The sequence below is a fragment of the Brevundimonas bullata genome, assembly GCF_003350205.1.
Lineage (GTDB): Bacteria > Pseudomonadota > Alphaproteobacteria > Caulobacterales > Caulobacteraceae > Brevundimonas > Brevundimonas bullata.
Genome location: NZ_QLLC01000004.1, coordinates 35,168 through 55,936, shown reverse-complemented (window position 1 = coordinate 55,936; position 20,769 = coordinate 35,168). Strand labels below are relative to the sequence as shown.

The 20,769-nt window shown below is 66.4% G+C and carries 21 protein-coding genes and 2 tRNA genes; 19 read left to right on the top strand and 4 right to left on the bottom strand.

Translation table 11 applies throughout. From position 1 onward, the window contains the following. Nucleotides 1–27: 27 nt before the first annotated feature. From folK to DXK21_RS02810, 11 genes are all read left to right on the top strand, one after another. The gene (gene folK / locus DXK21_RS02860) at nt 28–570 is read left to right on the top strand and encodes a 2-amino-4-hydroxy-6-hydroxymethyldihydropteridine diphosphokinase (RefSeq protein ID WP_245945075.1); all 543 of its coding nucleotides are present in this window, start codon (nt 28–30) and stop codon (nt 568–570) included. Between the two features lie 93 nt (nt 571–663). Continuing rightward, nucleotides 664–1,023, top strand: a complete 360-nt coding sequence (gene rpoZ, locus DXK21_RS02855; protein ID WP_114816275.1) for a DNA-directed RNA polymerase subunit omega — start codon at nt 664–666, stop codon at nt 1,021–1,023. Between the two features lie 188 nt (nt 1,024–1,211). Beyond that, on the top strand, nt 1,212–3,365 hold the full coding sequence (locus DXK21_RS02850; protein ID WP_170136945.1) for a RelA/SpoT family protein: 2,154 nt from the start codon (nt 1,212–1,214) through the stop codon (nt 3,363–3,365). 30 nt (nt 3,366–3,395) lie between these two features. Beyond that, the gene (locus tag DXK21_RS02845) at nt 3,396–4,175 is read left to right on the top strand and encodes an LOG family protein (RefSeq protein ID WP_114816274.1); all 780 of its coding nucleotides are present in this window, start codon (nt 3,396–3,398) and stop codon (nt 4,173–4,175) included. 47 nt (nt 4,176–4,222) lie between these two features. Beyond that, on the top strand, nt 4,223–4,807 hold the full coding sequence (gene pyrE / locus DXK21_RS02840) for an orotate phosphoribosyltransferase (RefSeq protein WP_114816273.1): 585 nt from the start codon (nt 4,223–4,225) through the stop codon (nt 4,805–4,807). Between the two features lie 14 nt (nt 4,808–4,821). Beyond that, on the top strand, nt 4,822–5,580 hold the full coding sequence (locus DXK21_RS02835) for a pyridoxine 5'-phosphate synthase (protein WP_114816272.1): 759 nt from the start codon (nt 4,822–4,824) through the stop codon (nt 5,578–5,580). Continuing rightward, nucleotides 5,577–5,978 (top strand): holo-ACP synthase, encoded by a 402-nt coding sequence (gene acpS, locus DXK21_RS02830; protein ID WP_114816271.1) that lies wholly within the window; start codon nt 5,577–5,579, stop codon nt 5,976–5,978. The genes DXK21_RS02835 and acpS overlap by 4 nt, the downstream gene beginning before the upstream one ends. Before the next feature lie 57 nt (nt 5,979–6,035). Next, entirely contained in the window at nt 6,036–6,962 is a 927-nt protein-coding gene (gene lepB / locus DXK21_RS02825; protein ID WP_114816270.1) for a signal peptidase I, read from the top strand. Further along, nucleotides 6,962–7,675 carry a ribonuclease III gene (gene rnc, locus DXK21_RS02820; protein WP_114816269.1) on the top strand — a complete coding sequence of 238 codons (714 nt, stop codon included), beginning with the start codon at nt 6,962–6,964 and terminating at the stop codon, nt 7,673–7,675. Before lepB ends, rnc begins: the two co-directional genes overlap by 1 nt. Then, complete coding sequence (gene era, locus DXK21_RS02815) at nt 7,672–8,625, top strand: GTPase Era (protein WP_114816268.1); 954 nt, start codon at nt 7,672–7,674, stop codon at nt 8,623–8,625. The genes rnc and era overlap by 4 nt, the downstream gene beginning before the upstream one ends. 17 nt (nt 8,626–8,642) lie before the next feature. Beyond that, complete coding sequence (locus DXK21_RS02810) at nt 8,643–9,884, top strand: serine hydrolase domain-containing protein (protein ID WP_114816267.1); 1,242 nt, start codon at nt 8,643–8,645, stop codon at nt 9,882–9,884. On the opposite strand, the gene DXK21_RS02805 is transcribed toward DXK21_RS02810, so the two are convergent. Together DXK21_RS02805 and scpC are read right to left on the bottom strand one after the other, a co-directional pair. Beyond that, nucleotides 9,881–10,885 (bottom strand): MBL fold metallo-hydrolase, encoded by a 1,005-nt coding sequence (locus DXK21_RS02805; RefSeq protein ID WP_162790563.1) that lies wholly within the window; start codon nt 10,883–10,885, stop codon nt 9,881–9,883. The genes DXK21_RS02810 and DXK21_RS02805 overlap by 4 nt on opposite strands. A gap of 61 nt (nt 10,886–10,946) precedes the next feature. Further along, entirely contained in the window at nt 10,947–12,455 is a 1,509-nt protein-coding gene (scpC, locus tag DXK21_RS02800) for a succinyl-CoA:acetate CoA-transferase ScpC (RefSeq protein ID WP_114816265.1), read from the bottom strand. 471 nt (nt 12,456–12,926) lie between these two features. Here scpC and rplM point away from each other — a divergent pair, with 471 nt between their 5' ends. The 4 genes from rplM to msrB all read left to right on the top strand — a co-directional run bounded on the left by rplM (nt 12,927) and on the right by msrB (nt 15,616). Next, the gene (gene rplM / locus DXK21_RS02795) at nt 12,927–13,403 is read left to right on the top strand and encodes a 50S ribosomal protein L13 (protein WP_114816264.1); all 477 of its coding nucleotides are present in this window, start codon (nt 12,927–12,929) and stop codon (nt 13,401–13,403) included. 2 nt (nt 13,404–13,405) lie between these two features. After that, nucleotides 13,406–13,891 carry a 30S ribosomal protein S9 gene (rpsI, locus tag DXK21_RS02790; protein WP_114816263.1) on the top strand — a complete coding sequence of 162 codons (486 nt, stop codon included), beginning with the start codon at nt 13,406–13,408 and terminating at the stop codon, nt 13,889–13,891. A gap of 263 nt (nt 13,892–14,154) precedes the next feature. Then, nucleotides 14,155–15,087: an N-acetyl-gamma-glutamyl-phosphate reductase gene (gene argC / locus DXK21_RS02785; protein WP_114816262.1), complete on the top strand. Its 933-nt coding sequence runs from the start codon at nt 14,155–14,157 to the stop codon at nt 15,085–15,087. Between the two features lie 31 nt (nt 15,088–15,118). Beyond that, a complete protein-coding gene (msrB, locus tag DXK21_RS02780) occupies nt 15,119–15,616 on the top strand; it encodes a peptide-methionine (R)-S-oxide reductase MsrB (RefSeq protein WP_114816261.1) in 498 nt (165 codons plus the stop codon). Here msrB and DXK21_RS02775 read toward each other — a convergent pair. Further along, on the bottom strand, nt 15,604–15,981 hold the full coding sequence (locus tag DXK21_RS02775; protein WP_114816260.1) for a hypothetical protein: 378 nt from the start codon (nt 15,979–15,981) through the stop codon (nt 15,604–15,606). The two genes, msrB and DXK21_RS02775, sit on opposite strands and share 13 nt — an antisense overlap. After that, nucleotides 15,978–17,942, bottom strand: a complete 1,965-nt coding sequence (gene phaC, locus DXK21_RS02770) for a class I poly(R)-hydroxyalkanoic acid synthase (protein WP_114816259.1) — start codon at nt 17,940–17,942, stop codon at nt 15,978–15,980. Before phaC ends, DXK21_RS02775 begins: the two co-directional genes overlap by 4 nt. 65 nt (nt 17,943–18,007) lie before the next feature. Between phaC and DXK21_RS02765 the strand changes: the two genes are divergently transcribed. From DXK21_RS02765 to DXK21_RS02750, 4 genes are all read left to right on the top strand, one after another. Continuing rightward, nucleotides 18,008–18,472: a hypothetical protein gene (locus DXK21_RS02765; RefSeq protein ID WP_114816258.1), complete on the top strand. Its 465-nt coding sequence runs from the start codon at nt 18,008–18,010 to the stop codon at nt 18,470–18,472. 74 nt (nt 18,473–18,546) lie between these two features. Further along, nucleotides 18,547–20,349 carry a single-stranded-DNA-specific exonuclease RecJ gene (recJ, locus tag DXK21_RS02760; RefSeq protein WP_114816257.1) on the top strand — a complete coding sequence of 601 codons (1,803 nt, stop codon included), beginning with the start codon at nt 18,547–18,549 and terminating at the stop codon, nt 20,347–20,349. Between the two features lie 106 nt (nt 20,350–20,455). Beyond that, a tRNA-Glu gene (locus DXK21_RS02755) sits at nt 20,456–20,530 on the top strand. Between the two features lie 159 nt (nt 20,531–20,689). Continuing rightward, nucleotides 20,690–20,764 (top strand) — tRNA-Glu (locus tag DXK21_RS02750). Nucleotides 20,765–20,769: the final 5 nt, after the last annotated feature.

Genomic DNA, 20,769 nt, shown 5'->3' with positions numbered 1-20,769 from the left:
TATGAGTCCGTGGAAATGGTCGAGAATATGAGCGTCCCGACCGAAATCCCCGAGGGCGACCTCGATCTGGACGGTGCAGTCATCGTCGCGCTGGGCTGCAATGACAAGGGCGTTTGGGCGTCTTGCGAAGAGTCTCTGGAGGCGGCCCTGGCCCGTTTTCGCGCCGAGGGCATTGACGTGCTGGCGCGGTCGTCCTGGTGGTCGTCGCAGGCTTGGCCTGATCCGACCGATCCGCCCTTCCTGAACGGGGTGGTGATCGTACGCACGGAACATGACCCGCGCGCGCTGATGGGCAAGCTGGCGCGGATCGAGGATATCTTTGACAGACGGCGCAGCGTTCGCAACGCGCCGCGCACCCTGGACCTGGATCTGATCGCCTATGGCCGGCTGAACGGCGATCTGGAGGGGCTGATTCTGCCGCATCCGCGCGCGGCCGAGCGCCTGTTTGTCATGGGGCCTCTGGCCGAGATCGCGCCGGACTGGCGTCACCCGACGGTCGAGGGCGTGGCCCAGGACTTGGCGACGACCTGCACGGTCGGGGTCGACGCCCGCCCTCAACGCCGTCTATAGGGAGGTTTGCGCCGCATTCCGGCCTTCGCGGCGTTGCACAATCACGCCTAACCCTATATTTTGTGCGGTTCTCCCTGCCGCCAGAGGAATTTCATGGCCCGCGTCACTGTCGAAGATTGCATCGAGAAGGTGCCGAACCGCTTTGGTCTGGTTCTGCTGGCCGGCCACCGCGCCCGCAACATCGCCAACGGCGCGCCTCTGACGCTGGATCGCGATAACGACAAGAACCCTGTCGTGGCCCTGCGCGAAATCGCCGAAGACACCGTCGTGCCCGACGAACTGCGCGAGAACATCATCACCACGCTGCAACGCGTTGATGAGCGTACCGAAGCTGAGGACGAAGCAGAAGTCGTCGCCCTGCTGGCCGAGCCCCAGCACATGAACATGGCCGAAGCCGAACTGATCCGCGCGCTGCAAAGCGACCGGGACGGCGGCCAGGAGGAACGCTACTGACGGCTGAGCCAGTCAATGGCGTAACCATCCTTCCGGCGCGGTCCCCCGCGGGCCCGTCGCCGGTCGAAGTCGCGAATCAGATAGACCAGTCGGCGTCGCTCCCTACCGGGGCGGCGCCGTTGTCGTCTGAAGTCTCCGAGTCCCCCCAGTCCGTGTCCCAAGTGTCTGAAGCCAAACGCGCGCCGATCATGCGCCAGTTCGAACTGATCGAGGCGGTCAAGGCCTATGACCCCACCGCGGACGAGGCCCTGCTCAACAAGGCCTATGTTTATGCGATGAAGATGCACGGCTCGCAGCTGCGGGCCTCGGGCGATCCCTATTTCGCGCATCCCATCCAGGTCGCGGGTATCCTGACCGACTACAAGCTGGATACGGCGACCATCGTCACCGCCCTGCTGCACGATGTGGTCGAGGACACTTCGGCGACGCGCGACGACATCGCCGCCATGTTCGGCGAAGAGGTCGCTGTCCTGGTCGAGGGCGTGACCAAGCTGTCGCGACTGGAGCTTCAGGCTGAGCACACGCGCCAGGCCGAGAACCTGCGCAAGTTCATCCTGGCCATCTCCAAGGACGTGCGGGTCCTGCTGGTCAAGCTGGCTGACCGCCTGCACAACATGCGCACTCTCCAGTACGTCAAGCCGGAGAAGCGCGAGCGCATCAGCCGCGAGACCCTGGAAGTCTATGCCCCGTTGGGCCGCTCCATCGGCATCCACTCCATCGCCTCCGAGCTTGAGGAACTGGCGTTCGAGCATCTGAACGCCACGGCCCGCGTCGCCATTCAGCGGCGTCTGGAGGCGCTGAAGCTGGAGCATGGCCGCGCCATCGAGGGCGTGTCGCGCGAAATCGAACTGGTGCTGAGCGAAGCCGGCGTGCGCGCCCATGTGAAAGGCCGCGAGAAGACGCCCTATTCGATCTGGCGCAAGTTGCAGCGCAAGTCGGTCGGCTTTTCGTCCCTGTCGGACATCTACGGCTTCCGTGTCATCGTCGAAGCCGAAGACGACTGTTACCGCGCCCTGGGCGTCATCCACCGCGCCTGGCCCATGGTGCCGGAACGGTTCAAGGACTTCATCTCGACGCCCAAGTCGAACAACTATCGCTCTTTGCACACCACGGTGGTCGGGCCGGGCGGTTTGCGCATCGAGATGCAGATCCGCACCGAGATCATGGACCGTGTGGCCGAGGACGGCGTGGCCGCGCACTGGGCCTACAAGAACCACTCCTACGGCTTTGACCGCGAGGCGATGGAGGCGGACGGCGGGCGCGACCCGCTGCTGAACCTGCGCCATCTGGTTCAGGTCATCGAGCACGGCGAAGGCGGCGAGGACTGGGTCGAGCACGCCAAGCTCGAAATGTACCTGGATCAGGTCTTCGTCTTCACGCCCAAGGGGGCGCTGATCACCCTGCCGCGCGGCGGCATGGCGCTGGACTTCGCCTACGCCGTCCACACGGAGGTCGGTGATACGGCGGTGGGCGTGAAGATCAACGGCGAACTGAAGCCGATGCGCACGGCGTTGCAGAACGGCGACGTGGTCGAGATCATTCGCGGGACCAAGCGCGAGGTGCCGACCGACTGGCGCAGCCTGACCGTCACGGGCCGCGCCCGCTCGGCTATTCGCCGCCACATCCGTACCTCCGAACGCGACGAGTTCGTGCGTCTGGGCAGGGCGACGCTGGAGCAGACGCTGGAGCGGGCGGGCAAGTCCCTGGCCGAGGTCAAGCTGACCGAGACGCTGAAGACCTTCGCCATCGCGACGGAAGAGGATCTGTTCGACGCCATTGGCCGGGGTCGTCTGGCCGCCACCAAGATCGCCGAAACCATCTTCCCCGCGCTGAAGGGCCAGCTGAAGGCAGGGCCGGAGCGTAAGCGGATCGGCAATGACCAGGCGCGCCTGTTCGTACGCGGCAGCGGCCTGACGCCGGGCGTCAGCATCCACTTCGGCGCCTGTTGCAGCCCTGTGCCGGGCGACCGCATCGTCGGCATCCTGGAGCCCGACAAGGGGCTGACGGTCCACACCATCGACTGTCAGACCCTGGCCGACTTCGCTGACGACGACAGTGTCTGGCAGGACCTGCAATGGACGCCGCAGGCGGAACAGGACGCGGTGGCTTCGGCCCGTCTGCGCGCCACCATCCGCAATGCGCCCGGCGTGCTCGGGCAGGTGGCGACCATCATCGGCGAGGCCGGCGGCAACATCCTGAACCTGTCGATGGCCCATCGGCAGCAGGACTTCTTCGACGTCGACATCGACGTTGAGGTCGAGGATGCGCGTCACGCCACCATGATCATCGCGGCGCTGCGCGCCAATCCGTCCGTCGACACCGTGGACCGCGCGCGCGGCTGATCGGCCGCGCATCTGACTTTAAAGGCCGAAATGTCCCCCGAACAACAAGCACTCGCCAACGCCGCTCAACTGGCGTCGCCCTCCTATCGTCTGGCCGCCCTGGATCGCGATTTCCTGCTGGGCGAGTCGATGCGCGGCGTGCGTTTCCTGATGGAGTACGAGAAGGCTGAGGAGGCGCTGAAGGCCTGGGGCGTGCGCTCGACCATCGTGGTGTTCGGCAGCGCTCGCGTCGGCGTCAACGGCGATGGGCGTCACGCCCACTGGTACGAACAGGCCCGCCAGTTCGGTCGCATCGCCTCGGAGCGGGGCGGGGCCTTCCGCGGTTCGCCGGGCGAGGTGCGCGACAACGTCATCGCCACCGGGGGCGGGCCGGGCATCATGCAGGCCGCCAACCAGGGCGCGCACGAAGCCGGGGCGCCCTCGATCGGCTTCAACGTCACCCTGCCGCACGAACAGGTGCCGAACCCCTGGTCGACGCCGGAGCTGACGTTCCAGTTCCACTACTTCGCCATGCGCAAGATGCATCTGGCCATGCGGGCCAATGGTCTGGTGGTCTTCCCCGGCGGGTTCGGCACGCTGGATGAGTTGTTCGAGATTCTGACCTTGCGTCAGACCGACAAGGCGCCGCCCATCCCTATCGTCCTGTTCGACGAGGCCTATTGGCGCTCGGTCATCAACTTCGACACCCTGATCGAGCACGGCATGGTCAAGGCCTCAGACATGGCGCTCTTCTCCTTCGCCGACGACGCTGAAACGGTCTGGACCAGGCTGCTGGACGGCGGACTGAAGCCGAACTGCGACATCAAGTAGGTCGCTCGGCTTGAGGGGCGCGGATGCAGGGTCTAAGGGAGCCTTCCATGAACACTGAAGACGTCCTCAACGAATTCCGCGACGCCGGCGCCCTGCGCGAAGGCCATTTCGTCCTGTCGTCCGGCCTGCACAGCCCGGTCTTCCTGCAGAAGAACCTGGTCTTCATGGACACGCGCCGCTGCGAGCGCCTGTGCAAGGCTCTGGCCGACAAGATCGTGGCCACGGTCGGCCCGGTCGACGTGGCCATTTCGCCCGCCGTCGGCGGCATCATTCCCGGCTATGAGACGGCGCGCCATCTGAACGTGCGCTCGCTCTACGTCGAACGGGAAGGCGGCGAGTTCAAGCTGCGCCGCGGCTTCACCGTCGAGCGAGGCGAGAAGGTCGTCATGGTCGAGGACATCGTCACGACCGGCCTGTCGTCGCGCGAGTGCATCGCCGCCATCCAGAAGGCCGGGGGCGAAGTCGTCGCCGCCGCCTGCATCGTCGACCGCTCGGGCGGTCGCGCCGACGTGGGCGTGCCGCTGATCGCCCTGGCGACGCTGGACGTGCCGGCCTATCCGGCCGACGCCTTGCCGCCTGAACTGGCCGCCTTGCCGGTCGAGGACCCGGGCAGCCGCCGGCTGTCCAAGTAGAGAAAGAGAACGGGATGAAGCGCGAGCGGGTTCGTCTGGGCGTCAACATCGACCACGTCGCCACGGTTCGTAACGCGCGCGGCGGCGCTCATCCCGATCCGGCCCGCGCGGCCGAGGCGGCGCTGGCGGCGGGGGCGGACGGCATCACCGCCCACCTGCGCGAGGATCGCCGCCATATCACCGACGCCGACATCGACGTGCTGACGGCCCTGTGCCGCCGCGCGGACAAGCCGCTGAACCTTGAGATGGCCGTAACGGACGAGATGCTGGCCATCGCCCTGCGTCACCGTCCGCACGCGGCCTGCCTGGTGCCGGAACGGCGCGAGGAGGTCACGACCGAGGGCGGTCTGGCCGTCGCCGGTCACGAGGCGCGCATCGCCCCCGTGGTGAAGGCCCTGTCCGACGCCGGCATCCGCGTCAGCCTGTTCATCGAGCCGTCGGAAGCCCAGGTCGAGGCCGCCGCCGCCGTGGGCGCCCAAGTGGTCGAGTTCCACACCGGCCGCTATTGCCATCTGACCGATCCGGCCGAGCGCGCATTCGAGCTGGACCGTCTGGCCGCCGCCGCCGCCCAGGCCGACATCCTGGGGCTGGAAGTTCATGCCGGGCACGGCCTCGACTACGCCACCGCCAGCGTTGTTCTGGCCATCCCCGAGATCAAGGAACTGAACATCGGCCACTTCCTGATAGGGGAGGCTGTTTTCGTGGGGCTGGACGCGGCCATCCGCCGGATGCGGACGGCGATGGATGAGGCGATCAGCGGAGCCGGTCGGTGATCATCGGCGTCGGCGCCGATCTTTCGGACATCCGTCGCATCCAGAAGTCGCTGGATCGGTTCGGCGAACGCTTCAAGGAGCGCTGCTTCACCGAACTGGAACGCACCCGCTCGGACCGCAAGCCCGACCCGGCCTGGAGCTACGCCAAACGCTTCGCGGCCAAGGAGGCCTGCGCCAAGGCTCTAGGCACCGGGATGCGGGCCGACGTCTACTGGCGCGACATGGGCGTGGTGAATTTGAAGTCGGGTCAGCCGACCCTGGCCCTGACCGGCCACGCCGCCGAGCATCTGGCGCGCCTGGTCCCGGCGGGGCATGAGGCGCGTATTCATCTGACGCTCAGCGACGAACACCCGTATGCTCTCGCTTTCGTGGTGATCGAAGCCTTGCCCGTGGCGTAATCAGCCTTTACGCCTCAGGCTTCCAACCCCGCGTTCGGCGGGGGATTCGAGCAGACCATGAGCGACGACCACAAGGCGAACGGCGGCGCCGGCAATCCTGCCATCGACCCCACCGAGCAGCGACCGATCTGGAGCGACGACGGCGACGCCCCCTTTGACATGGGCGACGACCCCGAGGCCCTCGACAGCGACAAGCCGATCTACGCCACGCCGCGTCCCAAGAAAGCCAAACGTGTGAAAAAAGAGAAGTCCGCGAGCAACGAGACGGTCGAGATCATCAAGACCGTCGTCTTCGCCCTGCTGATCGCCTTCGTGCTGCGGGTGCTGCTTTTCCAGCCCTTCACCATCCCCTCGGCCTCGATGGAGCCCAACCTCTATGAGGGCGACTACATCGTCGTGTCGAAGTGGTCCTATGGCTATTCGAAGCACTCGATCCCGTTCAGCCCGCCGCTGTTCGACGGCCGCATCCTGGGCAAGGACCCGACGCGCGGCGACATCGTCGTGTTCAAGCTGCCGCGCGACAACAAGACGGACTACATCAAGCGCGTGATCGGCCTGCCGGGCGACAAGGTGCAGATGATCGCCAACAAGCTGTATCTCAACGGCGCGCCGGTGAAGGACGTCGTGGTCAGCCGCGCCGAACTGGCCGACATGTTCGGTCCGCGTCCGGTGACGCAGGTTCGCGAGACCTTGCCGAACGGCAAGAGCTTCATGACCCAGGACTATGGTCCCGGCGGCGATCTGGACGACACCCCGGTCTATGAGGTGCCGAACGGCCACTTCTTCATGATGGGCGACAACCGCGACAACTCGATCGACAGCCGCGTCGAGATGTCGGCCGGCGTGGGCATGGTCCCGGCCGAGAACCTGGTCGGCAAGGCCGAGATCATCATGTTCTCCTGGTCGCCGGGCGCGTCGCTGTTCAACCCGGTCAGCTGGTTCGCGAACCTGCGTCCGAGCCGGTTCTTCAAGATTCTCGACTGATGGCCAACGTTCGGGCCGAGGCCGTCGCCGCGCTCAGGCGTCGGCTGGGCCATGATTTCGCCGATCCGACCTTGCTGGAACGCGCCCTGACCCACGCCAGCGTGGGCGAGGGCGGGGGGCAGGTCGACGGCCGCACCGTGGCCGACAACGAGCGGCTGGAGTTCCTGGGCGACCGGGTGCTGGGCCTGCTGGTCGCTGATCGGCTGACGCGGGACTTCCCCTCGGCGGACGAGGGGCAACTGTCGGCCCGTCTGCACGCCCTGGTGGACAAGGCCGCCTGCGCCCGTGTCGGCGAGCGGCTGGGCGTAGGCGCGGCCCTGCGTCTGTCTGCGGGCGAGACCAAGACGGGTGGCCGCAGAAAGGCCGGAGTCATCGCCGATGCTGTCGAGGCTATTCTGGCCGCCGTCTATCGCGACGGCGGCCTGACGGCGGCCAAGGCCATGTTCGACATCGCCTGGGCCGAGGAGTTCGCGTCGCCGCCCGCCGCGGCCGTGACCAATCCCAAGTCCGCTCTGCAGGAGTGGGCCCAAGCCCAAGGGCGTCCGCTGCCGACCTATCGGGTGGTGGAACGCACCGGATCAGATCATGCTCCGACCTTCGTGGTCGAGGCGACGGTGGTCGGTTTCGACCCCGTGAAACAAACAGGACGTTCACGTCAGGAAGCGGAAAAAGCCGCGGCCACGGCGTTGTTGAAACGAGAAGGCGTAATTTGACCGAGACCCTCAACCCGAACCAGCGCGCGGGCTTCGCCGCCATCATTGGCGCGCCCAACGCCGGCAAGTCGACGCTGGTGAACCGGCTGACGGGAACCAAGGTCTCGATCGTCACGCAAAAGGTTCAGACCACGCGCTTTCCCGTGCGCGGCATCGCCATCGAGGGCGACGCCCAGATCGTTCTGGTGGACACGCCCGGCATCTTTACCCCGCGCCGCCGTCTGGACCGCGCCATGGTCGCCTCGGCCTGGGGCGGGGCGCAGGACGCCGACGTGGTGGTTCACCTGATCGACGCCCAGTCCCACATCGACGCCGAGGGCCGCGAAGGCACCGCCGCCGACCGTCGCTCGGCTGAAGACACCGAGACCATCATCGCCAATCTGCAATCGACGGGGACCAAGGTCATCCTGGCGCTGAACAAGATCGACGGGATGCGTCGCGACACCCTGCTGGCCCTGTCGAGCCGCCTGTTCGAAACCGGCGTCTATGAAGAAGTCTATATGATCTCGGCCCTCAGCGGCGACGGCGTGGATGACCTGAAGAAGCGTCTGGCGCGCTCCATGCCCGCTGGTCCGTGGCTCTACCCGGAAGATCAGTCGGCGGACGTGCCCGTCCGGGTCCTGGCCGCCGAGATCACCCGCGAGAAGGTCTATCTGCGCGTCCATGAAGAACTGCCCTATTCGGCGGCGGTCGAGACGACCTCGTTCGAGGAAAAGGCCGATGGTTCGGCACGGATAGAGCAGACCATCTATGTCGAGCGCGAGAGCCAGCGTCCCATCGTTCTGGGCAAGGGCGGCCAGACCCTGAAATGGATCGGCCAGAAGTCGCGCGAAGAGCTGATCGAACTGCTCGACCGTCCCGTTCACCTGTTCTTGACCGTCAAGGTCGATCCGAAGTGGCAGGATAGCCGCGCCCTTTACGCCCAATTCGGGCTGGAGTTCGACGTCTAGGATCGTAGTTCAGTATCGTGTTTGTAGTTCCCAAGTCTGCTGGCGGTCGGCCCTGGTTCCTCGGAACCTTGGCCGCGGTCGCCCTGGCCTCCGCCGGCGCCGGCGCCTGGATCGTCCACGCCATCGCGCCGGAGACCCAGGCGGCGACGGCCAGCAAGACCAGGCTGCCCGAGCGACCGCCGGTGGAGGTGGTCGAGGCCTTGCCGCAACTGAAGGCGCGGCTGGATTACCTGGGCGAACACAAGCAGTTCATGGGCGCCATCCTGGTGGCCAAGGGCGATCAGGTCCTGTTCCGACAGGTCTATGGCAAGGCGAACTACGAGAACGATCAGCCGCTTAAGCTGGACACCCGTTTCCGTCTGGCCTCGGTCTCCAAGCAGTTCACCGCCGCTGCGATCCTGAAGCTGCAGGACGAGGGCAGGCTGTCGGTCAATGATCCGGTGTGCCAATGGATCGAGGCCTGCCCGGATGCGTGGAAGCCTCTGCGCATCCACCACCTGCTGTCGCACACCTCGGGCATTCCCGATCTGATGGCCCAGTCCGAATGGGGGCGCATCCGCGTCACCCCGCGCACGCCGCAGGAACTGACTGAAACCTCGGCCCACTATGGCCTGCAGTTCCAGCCGGGGACCAAGATCCGCTACGATAACGCCGCCTATAATCTGGCTGCCGAGATCGTCGCCAAGGCCAGCGGCAAGCCGTTCGAGACCTATCTGAACGACGCCATCCTGAAGCCCCTGGGCCTGAAGGACACGGGATCGGACGCCCATGCCGATGCGCAAGGCCTGGCCATGGGATACGCCAACTTCCCCGGCGGTCTGACGGCCCAGCCGATCGCCAATGTCAGCGTCGTCTTCGGCGCCGGGGCGCTGTATTCGACGCTGGACGACATGCTGGCGTGGAACCGCGCCCTGCATAAGGGGCACGTGCTGAGCGACGGCGCCTATGCTCAGATGATAGCCGACCACGCCCCTGCGGACACGCCCAAGGAGCGGGGCCGCCCGCATCGGTCCTATGGCTATGGCGTCTACGTCAACAGCCTGGGTGCGCAGGTCTCGCCGTCGTTCGACGACAAGCAGATCTATCACACGGGCAGCTGGGCCGGGTTCCGCAACCTGGTCCTTTATCAGCCGGACGCCGACGTGACCGTGGTGGTCCTGTCCAACAACTACCACCAGCGCGACCTGGTCTTCATGCTGAGCCAGCAGGCCATGGCGGAGGCTCTGGGCCGACCCTTTCCGACCGGCCTGAACCGCTAGGCGCAGCCCCCGGCGGGCAGGCCTGACCAGTCCATGGGCTCGAAGGCGCGGGGCAGGCGCAACGCGATCTGATCGCCGGCCAGCGCGGTCAACTGCTTCATCGTCTGATCAAAGCGATCAATCGCATAGGGGAAGGGCTTCAGCGGCTCATCCAGCGAACGCGAGAAGTCGTCCCAGTGGATCGGCACGACCAACCGCGCGCCGGTCGCCGCCACCGTGTCGCGCCAGTAGGCGGCGACAGCCTCAGGCCCTTGCCGGGACAGGTTGCCCACACCCAGCATGACCACGTCGGAGCGCACGTTGTGGAAGACGTCGCCCGGATGGCCCGCGCTGGGCACGATCAGGATGCGGCACGTCCCATGTGTGATCAGGAAGGAATGAGCGTCGCCCTCGGGGTAGGCGCGGGCACGGGCCGGGATGCGGAAGTCCGCAGCCGTCGCGCCCGCCGCGACGTCGCCGGGTGCGTGGGGCGTGCGGAAGGGCGTGATCTGAAAGGCGCCTACGGTCCAAGGCTGGCCTGACGCCAGGCGATGGACGGGCGCCGTGACGCCCTCGGCGGCGGCGATGGCCGCCATCGTGTCGCCGCCATACAGGGTCGCGCCATAGGCCTTGGCCAGACTGGCCGAGTCCAGGGCGTGGTCGAAATGGGTGTGGGCGACATAGAGGGCCGAGATGCGTCGAATGTCCGCCTGTTTCAGGTGCCGTACGATGGCGGCCTGATCCGGGCGCAGAGGTCGTGTCAGCAGGGCGACGACGCCGGGGCGGCTGAGATAGCCGTCGATCAGGACCACGTCCCGACCGTCGTCGAAGGCCAGCGTCGAGGTCCCGAGGAAGCGGACGGTCAGTTGCCCCGGCGTAGGCGGCCCGGCGCGCGCGGCCAGCGTCGGATAGGCCTCGGGCGAGGGACGCAGGGTGAAGGCGACGACCCGTCCTGCAAGCGCCAGCCCGACACAGGCAAGCGCGATGCGGCCCAGCGGCCGTTTCAATAATCCCCGCCCCATGCGTCGCCCCTCCATTGGGAGAGCGACGATACGCGTCATGCGGCGAGGGGCAAGGCGAAGCTTACGGCTTCATCGACCCCGTTTCGATGAAGCGCTGGTGCCAGGACAGGGCCTCGGTCAGCAGGTGCGGCGATTGCAGACCATAAGAGCCCTTCAGCGCGCGGTCGTAGTAGTCCTTCAGCGCGTCGCGATAGTCGGGATGGGCGCAGTTGGCGATGATGACCTGGGCGCGTTGTTTCGGCGACAGGCCACGCAGGTCGGCCAGACCCTGTTCGGTGACGATGACCTGCACGTCCTGGGTGATGTGGTCGACGTGGCTGGCCATGGGGACGATGGCCGAGATCTTGCCGCCCTTGGCCGTCGAGGGCGTGACGAAGCAGGAGATGTAGGCGTTGCGCGCAAAGTCGCCCGAGCCGCCGATGCCGTTCTGTATGCGCGAGCCCATGACGTGGGTCGAGTTGACGTTGCCGTAGATGTCGGCCTCGATCAGGCCGTTCATGGCGATGCAGCCCAGACGGCGGATGATCTCCGGGTGGTTCGAGATTTCCTGCGGGCGCAGGATGATCTTGCCGCGGAACTGCTCCATGCGGCTGTTCAGGTCGGCGGCAGCCTCGGGGCTGAGCGAGAAGGCGGTGGCCGAGGCGACGGTCAGCTTGCCCGAGTCCAGCAGGTCCAGCATCCCGTCCTGAAGCACCTCGGTATAGGCGGTCAGTTGCTCGAAGGGGCTTTCGGCCAGTCCCGCCAGCACGGCGTTGGCGACATTGCCGACGCCCGATTGCAGCGGCAGCAGATGGGCGGGCAGGCGACCCAGCTTCACCTCGTGCTGAAGGAATTCGATCAGATGCCCGGCGATGGCGGTGGCTGAGGCGTCAGGCGCGGCGAAGGGCAGGTTGCGGTCAGGGCTGTCCGTCTCGACGATGGCGACGATCTTGGACGGATCGACGCGGAAGACGGTCTCGCCGATCCGGTCGGTAGGCTTGGTCAGCGGGATCGGCACGCGCGCCGGCGGCAGGGCCGTGCCGTAATAGATGTCGTGCATCCCCTCCAGCGCCGGGTTTTGCCAACTGTTGACCTCCAGGATGATGCGGTCGGCGCGGTCCAGCCAGGTCTTGTTGTTGCCGATCGACGACGAAGGGATCAGTGATCCGTCCTCGCGGATGCCCGAGACCTCGACCACGGCGGTCTCCAGCGGGCCGAGGAAGCCCTGCCAGGCGGCGGGCGCCACCTGCGACAGGTGCATGTCCAGGTACTCCATCTCGCCCTTGTTGATCTTTTCGCGGGCGATGGGATCGGAGTTGTAGGGCAGGCGGAATTCGATGCCGTCCGCCTTGGCCAGGGCGCCGTCCAGTTCCGGCCCGGTTGAGGCGCCGGTCCAGACCTTAAGCTTGAACGGATTGCCCGCTGCGTGCTCGGCCTCGATCCGGCTGGCCAGGGCCATGGGCACGGTCTTGGGATAGCCGGAGCCGGTAAAGCCGCTCATGCCCACCGTCGAGTTGGCCGGGATCAGGGCGGCGGCGTCCTGGGCGGACATGATCTTCGACTGCAGGGCGGCGTTGCGGACGCGGGACATCGGAAACCTGACGGCTGCGGCCCAGTAGGGCGCGGGGGAACGGGGGCGGACATAGGCGCCGCATCACCCTGATTCCAATACGGCTTTGGTCGTAACATCGCGTGATCACAAGGGCGTTAGCTGGCCGGTTTCACAGGTTATGGGGGCGGGCCTTCTGCCCCTTGTGACCTGACGACGGGTGGGCGAGCGCAGCGGTGATTTGATGGGCCTATTCATCAGCGGTTGCGAGACCCCTCATCCGTCAGCCTCCGGCCGCTCCCTTCTCCCACAAGAGGCGAAGGGAAGAAGTTGTGGCGTTGGTCTTGTGGTATTTTAATACCGTTTATGATAAGTTATTTTAAATCAATGCGTTGACATAAGTTGGTGTTGCGGACTGGTGTTGACCTGCGGGGGGGGAGCCTCTATCAGCACGCCTTCCGCTCATTCCTGCCTTGGGATGAGCCGCACCGTTCGTCTTTCAGGACCCTCAATATGCTGAAGAGCACTACGGCTTCGATGAAGCCGGCAGAGGTCGAAAAGAAGTGGATCCACATCGACGCCGAAGGCGTCGTGGTGGGCCGTCTTGCGACCTTCATCGCCAACCGTCTGCGCGGCAAGCACCTGCCGACCTACACCCCGCACGTTGACATGGGCGACTACGTCATCGTCACCAACGTCGACAAGGTGGTGTTCACCGGCAAGAAGAACACCGACAAGGTCTACTATCGCCACACCGGCCACCCGGGCGGCATCAAGCAGACGACCCCGGAGAAGGTCCTGAACGGCCGCTTCCCCGAGCGCGTGCTCGAGAAAGCCGTTGAGCGCATGCTGCCGAAGGAAAGCCCGCTGGCTCGCAAGCAGATGACGCACCTGCGTCTGTTCGCCGGCGCCGCCCACGAGCATGAAGCCCAACAGCCGCTGACCATCGACTTCAAGTCGGCGTCGCCCAAGAACACCCGGAGCGCCTGAGCATGACCGACGTGACTGCTGAAGCCACCGGCTTCGACGCCCTGAAGAGCCTGGGCACTGTTGAAAACGACACGCCCGTCTATGAGCAAAAGCTGGACGCGCAAGGCCGCGCCTATTCGACCGGCAAGCGCAAGAACGCGATCGCTCGCGTCTGGATCAAGCCGGGCACCGGCAAGATCACCGTCAACGGCAAGGACCAGGAAGTTTACTTCGCTCGTCCCGTCCTGCGCATGATGATCGCCCAGCCGCTGACCGTTTCGGACCGCGCCACGCAATACGACGTGATCTGCACCGTCGAAGGTTCGGGTCTGTCGGGTCAAGCCGGCGCCATCCGCCACGGCCTGTCGCACGCCCTGACGCACTTCGAACCGGAACTGCGCAAGGTCCTGAAGCCGCACGGCTTCCTGACCCGCGACAGCCGCGTCGTCGAGCGTAAGAAGTACGGCCGCGCCAAGGCACGCCGCAGCTTCCAGTTCTCGAAGCGCTAATCGCCTTCAGGCGATTTGGATTTGGGGCGCTTCGGGGAAACCCGGAGCGCCCTTTTTCTTTTTTGCCCTTCTCCCGATGGGAGACGGTGGCGCGCAGCGCCGGATGAGGGGCGGGGCTGTCCTTCGGCGAAGCCGCCGCCCTAATTGTGCTACTGCTTTCGCCGACTGATGCGGCGGACCCTCACCCTTTCGCGCAGCCGATCGCCTTCGGCTCTCGGGCGCTCAAGCCCTCTCCCATTGGGAGAGGGGGACGGAGTTAGACGATGCATAAGGTCTTCATCGACGGCGAGGCCGGGACCACGGGGCTGGAGATCCGCGAGCGTCTGGAGGCGCGTACTGATCTGGAGTTGATCCTGCTGGGCGAGCGTCGGCGCGACGTGGCGGCGCGGCGTGAGGCGCTGAATAGCGCGGACGCTGTGATCCTGTGTCTGCCTGACGATGCGGCCAAGGAAGCTGTGTCGATGATCGAGAACCCGAGCGTGCGGGTCATCGACGCCTCGACGGCCTATCGGGTCGATCCGGCCTGGACCTATGGCTTCGCCGAGATGGATGCAGGTCAGCGCGCGGCCATCGCCGCCTCGACGCGGGTGTCGAACCCCGGGTGCTATCCGACCGGCTTCATCGGCCTGATGCGGCCGCTGGTGCGGGCGGGTCTGGTGCCGGCCAGCCATTCGGTCACGGTCAATGCGGTGTCGGGCTATTCCGGCGGCGGCAAGGCCATGATCGCGGAGTTTGAAGCTGAGGGCGCGTCCACCGCCTATCGCGCCTATGGCCTGACCCAGAAGCACAAGCATGTGCCGGAGATGACGCAGCATACGGGGCTGACGCTGCCTGTCCTGTTCGCGCCCGCTGTTGGGAACTATCGCCAGGGGATGCTGGTCGAGGTTCCGCTGCACCTGTCGACCCTGCCGGAGACGCCCTCGGTAGAGCGGCTGCATGGGGCCTTGCTGGAGGCCTATGAGGGGCAGCGCTTCGTCGAGGTCGCCGATCTGGACGAGACCGAGGCCATGACGGGCATCGAGCCGGAGGCCCTGAACGGCACCAACCGGATGCGGCTGCATGTCTTTGGCGATCGGGGCGGGGAGCAGGCGCGCCTGGTCGCCCTGCTCGACAACCTGGGCAAGGGCGCTTCGGGGGCGGCGGTGCAGAACCTGAACATCATGCTGGGTCTGGACGAGGCGACGGGTCTGGTCTGAACCAAAAGCGTTTGCCCGCCGTATAGGGGGCATGGACGCTGTATTCGACCGTCGATCCGTGCTGCTGGGGTGCGTCGCTGTCGCCTTGAGCGGCTGTGCGCCCGAGGCGGCGGACGCGTCGGAAGGGCAGTGGGCCAACTCGCCGTTTCGCCGGATCAGCGACGCGGAGTGGAAGCGACGTCTGGGCGACGCCTCGTGGCGGGTGCTGCGGCATGAGGGCACCGAGCAGCCCTTCAGCAGCCCTCTGAACGACGAGCACCGACGCGGCGTCTTTGTCTGCAAGGGCTGCGCCCTGCCGCTGTTCCAGTCGGGATGGAAGTACGACAGCGGCACCGGCTGGCCGAGCTTCTTCCGCGTGATCGAGGCCAATATCGGGACCAAGACCGACCGACGGATCGGCATAGCCCGCATCGAATACCACTGCGCCCGGTGCCTGGGGCATCAGGGGCATCTGTTCATGGACGGGCCGCCGCCGACCGGGCGGCGCTACTGCAACAACGGCTTAGCGCTGAGGTTTCAGCCTGCCTGACGGGCCTTGATCGCGGATTCCACCGTCACGCCGAACCACAGGCCGGCGATAATGATCAGCAGGCCATAATCGTGGCCGGGCCAGAATACGGGAATCGCCGCCGACAGCATCACCATCATGGGGAAGATGCTGGCCCAGGCGGCGGTCGAGGCTGCGGCCGGATGGATCATCGGCGGGCGGTCCCATCCCATGCGCTTGCGGAACATGGCGTTCAGCGGGATGAAGGCGACCACCACAACCACAACGAGGATGGCGTATTTCAACGCGCCGCCGGGCTGTCCGAAGACGCTGGCGGTCAGGATCAGCAGCAGCAAGGCGATGCCGGTCGTGATCGCCAGCAGCAGGTTAGGTTCGATACGCTTCAAGACTTCACTTTCACATAGGCGCCGGGCGCGGGCTCGATAGGCTTTAGCTGGCCGGTCTTGGGGTCGCGGGCGGGAATCTGTTCGCCCGATTTCTCACGCAGCCAGGCGGCCCAGTGAGTCCACCAGCTGCCCGGATGTTGCTCAGCCTCCGCTTGCCAGTCCGCAAGCGTCTCGGGAAGGGCGGGGTTGGTCCAGTGCTGGTATTTGTTGGCGGCGGGCGGGTTGATGACCCCGGCGATGTGGCCCGATCCGGCCAGCGTATAGGTCACGGGGCCGCCGAACAGCCGCGCCGAGCGATAGACCGAGTTCATCGGTGCGATGTGGTCCTCGCGGCTGGCCAGGAAGTAGAGGGGCGTCTTGACGGTCGAAAGGTCGATGCGCTCGCCGTCGATCTCGAACTCGCCCTTGGCCAGGGCGTTCTGGCCGTACATGTGGCGGAGGTAGTCGAGGTGCAGGCGCTTGGGCATCCGCGTCTGGTCGGCGTTCCAGAACAGCAGGTCGAAGGCTGGCGGCGCCTTGCCCATCAGATAGTTGGACACGAAGAAGGACCAGATCAGGTCGTTGGCGCGCAGGGCGTTGAAGGTGTCGGCCATGGCGGCGCCGGGCAGGACCCCGCCGGCGGCGTCGATCTGTTGCTCGATCTCGGCCAGCCAGTGTTCGTCGGTGAACAGCAGCAGGTCGCCGGCCTCGGCGAAATCGTGCTGGGCGGCGAAGAAGGTGGCCGAGGCGACACGGGCGTCCTTGCGCGCCGCCATATGGGCCAGGGCCGCGCCCAGCAGGGTGCCGCCGATGCAATAGCCGACCGCGTTCAGCTGCTTCTGGCCCGTCTGCTCCAGCGTCTTTTCAACGGCGCGATAGACGCCCTTGTCCAGGTAGTCGTCGAAGCCGTACTCGGCCTTGTCCAGATCCGGGTTGACCCAGGAGCAGACGAAGACGGTGAAGCCCTGGGCCGACAGCCAGCGGATCAGCGAGTTCGCCGGCTGCAGGTCCATGATGTAGAATTTGTTGATCCACGGCGGGAAGATGAGCAGCGGTATAGCGTGCTGGGCGTCCGTCGCGGCGTCGAACTGGATCAGCTCGAACAGTTCGTCGCGCCAGACCACCTGGCCGGGGGCGGTGGCGACATTTTCGCCGACCTTGAACTGACCGTAGTCGGCCTGACTGATCTTCAGCTTGCCGGCGCCGCGCTCCAGATCGGCGGCGAAGTTCTGCATCCCTTTCACCAGGGATTCGCCGCCCGTCTCGGCCAGGGCCTTCAGCGCCGCTGGGTTGGAGGCCAGGAAGTTGGCGGGCGAGAAGGCGTCGGTCAGCAGTTTGGTGAAGAACTCGGCCTTGCGCTTCACGCGCGGATCGACGTTCTCGACGCTGGAGACCAGGCCGTTCATCCAGTCCGAAGTGACCAGATAGGACTGGCGCATGACGTCGAAGACCGGGTTCTCGCTCCAGGCCGGGTCGCGGAACCGCTTGTCGGTGGAAGGGGCGGGGGCGACCTCTTCGCCCATGGCGCGGCGCGACGTCGTGGACCACAGGTCCATATAGCGGCTGAACAGGTCGGCCTGGGCCTGGAACAGCTTTTCGGGGCGGGCGGCCAGACTGGTCATGACCGAGGTCATGGCCGGGGCGACGTTGAAGGGATCGGGCGACAGGGCGGCGGGCCGGTCGGCCTGGCTGAGGGCGGCCTCGGCGATGGCCGACTGGGCCGTCATGGCCGCCTTGGCCAGGTTCAGCGACAGGGTTTCCAGCAGATGACGTTGATCGGCCCCGAAGGCGAAGGGATCGGCAGCCTCGGCTTGGGGCGGCGGCGCATTGGGGGCGGTCGGTTCGGCCGACGATTCGGGGGCCGGTTCGGGTGTCGCCGCCTTCTTCGGCCGGGGCTTGGCCGAGGTCGGACGGCCTGATTTACGCGGCGCTGCGGCGGCTGCCAGCGGGGCGGGGGGAGCCTTGGTCGGGTGCTTGGCCATGGGCGAACCTGTGGAACCGGCCTCGCGTCGGGCCGCGAGCCTTCCTCCGGGACGGATGATGGCATATGACCGGGGTTGAGATGAATGTGTTCCTGTCGAAAAAGACGATCCTGCTGGCGATGACCGGCTTGCTGTTGCCCGTGGGCGGCTGCGTGGGGTCGTTCGACCCGCAAACGGACGCCACGTCGCCGCTGGCGCCGCGTATTCAGCAACTGGTGGACGCGAACCGAAACTACCCGCGCTGGGCCGATTTTCCGGCTGCGCCAACCGACGTGCCGCAGCCGGCCCAGGTGGCGGCCAATGTTAGCACGCTGAACGCCGACAGCGGCGCTCTGGCCGGTCAGGTGGCGCAGATCGACTGGACCATGGACAGCGATCCGACGGCCTTTATCGAATCGATCCGGCAACGCTTCGATCCGGCGAAGATGGCTCCCATCGGCGCCCAGACGCCGGAGGAGGTCGAGGCCTTCGCAGAGGCCTTGCGTCGCCGCGCCGCCGCGCCGCCGCCCATCGACCGTCCGCGCCCCTGACGCTCCGCCTGTCGGATCAAGGTCGTCTGGCAGACAGAATCCCGGAATGATGTCCGGGCCAATAAGGATTGCTCATGGCTGACGGTGGAAACGCTCCCGCCTTCCTCGACGTGTCGCGCTCGCTGTCGGGCCGCGCCTGGCGTCAGCGTCCGGCCGAGGCGGGGACCATCCGCGCCCACATGCAGGCCCTGAACCTGGACGAGCCGATGGCCCGCGCCCTAGCGGCGCGCGGCGTGGCGGCGGATCAGGGCGAGAATTTTCTGAGGCCCACGCTGCGGGCGCTGTTCCCCGACCCGTCCAGCTTCATGGACATGGATACGGCGGCGACCGCCATCATCGACGCCCTGCAGGCGGGCAGCAGCATCCACGTCTTCGCCGACTATGACGTCGACGGGGCGTCCAGCGCGGCCCTGCTGGTGCGCTGGTTTCGGACGCTCAATGCGGAACTTCCTATCTATGTCCCCGACCGCCTGACCGAGGGCTATGGCCCCAGCGCGCGGGCGTTCGATACGCTTAAGGCGCGCGGCGCCGATCTGGTCATCACGGTGGACTGCGGGGCGGCGGCCAATGAGGCCGTGGCCCATGCCGCCGCCATCGGTCTGAAGGTCGTGGTCATCGACCACCACATGATGCGCGAGGAGCCGCCGGCCTGTCTGGCCGTGGTCAATCCCAACCGACCCGGCTGCAACTCTGGCCAGGGCAATCTGGCGGCGGCGGGGGTGGTCTTCGTCCTGCTGGCCGCCCTGAACCGCGAGGCGCGGGCGCGGGGGCTGTTCGAGGGCAAGACCGAGCCCGACATTCGCCAGTGGCTGGATCTGGCCGCGATGGGGGCCATCTGCGACGTGACGGGGCTGACGGGCTTCAACCGGGCGCTGACCAGCCTAGGTCTGAAGGTCATGTCGGACTGGAAAAATCCGGGGTTGAAGGCCTTGCTGGCCGCCGCCGGGGCGGAGCCGGGACCGGCAAAGTCCAATCATGCGGGCTTCATTCTTGGCCCGCGCATCAACGCCGGCGGTCGGATCGGCAAGTCGGACCTGGGCGCGCGCCTGCTGTCCACCGACGATCCCGACGAGGCGCGGATGCTGGCGCAGGAACTGGACGCCCTGAACATCGCCCGGCGCGAGGTCGAGGCCCAGGTGACGGAACAGGCGGTGCGCCGGGTCGAGGCGACGGGCGCGCACAACGACGAATCCGCCATGGTCGTGATCGCGGGCGAGGACTGGCACCCCGGCGTGGTCGGCATCGTCGCCGGGCGTCTGCGCGAACGCTGGAGGAAGCCGGTCGTGGTGATCGGCGTCGACGCCATCAATGGTCTGGGCAAGGGTTCGGGCCGCTCGCAGCCGGGCATGAACCTGGGCCGGGCCGTGCAGGCGGCCTGGAACGAAGGCGTCCTGATCGCCGGGGGCGGGCACGCCATGGCGGCGGGCCTGACGGTCGCCGCTGATCGGATCGACGAACTGCGGGCCTTCCTCAACGACCGCCTTTCCGGCGAGCGGGCCGAGGCCGTGGCCCAGGACTGGGTCGAGGTGGACGCCCTGATCGACCCGAGTGCAGCCACCCGCGATCTGTTCGAAGCCTTCGAGCAGTTGGCGCCCTATGGGCCGGCCAACCCTGAGCCCCTGTTCGCCCTGCAAGGCGTGCAGGCGCGTGAGCCGGCGGCGATGAACGGCGGCCATGTGCGGTGCCGTCTGGTCGGTGCGGACGGGGCCTCGGTGCGGGCCATCGCCTGGCGCTGCGCCGATCTGCCCAGCGGCAAGGCGCTGCTGGCCGGGCAGGGCGGGCTGAACCTGGTCGGGCGACTGAAAGCGGATGACTGGAACGGCCGTCGCGGGGTGCAGTTCGAGATTGAGGACGTGGCTGATCCGCGCATGGCCTGAGACGGGACCTTGCCGAGCGCAGGTCTTTGAAAAAGTCACACAAACTGCGCAGCAAGCGCTTGCAAGCGGCGGAATCGGCGGCTATTACCCCGGTCCTCCGCGCAGCGGTCCCTTCGTCTATCGGTTAGGACGTCAGGTTTTCAACCTGAAAAGAGGGGTTCGACTCCCCTAGGGACTGCCACGCGGAGCCTTCTTCCTTCCCTGACATCGACAGCCTCAATCGTCCTGCAAGGGGCGTTCTCGCGCGCCCAGTGCGCCGGTGAAGTCTTTGTTCAGAAAGTTGAAAAACAGACTTGCTTCATACGGTGGGGATGGCTATCAGACCACTCCTCCGCGCAGCGGTCCCTTCGTCTATCGGTTAGGACGTCAGGTTTTCAACCTGAAAAGAGGGGTTCGACTCCCCTAGGGACTGCCACGCGG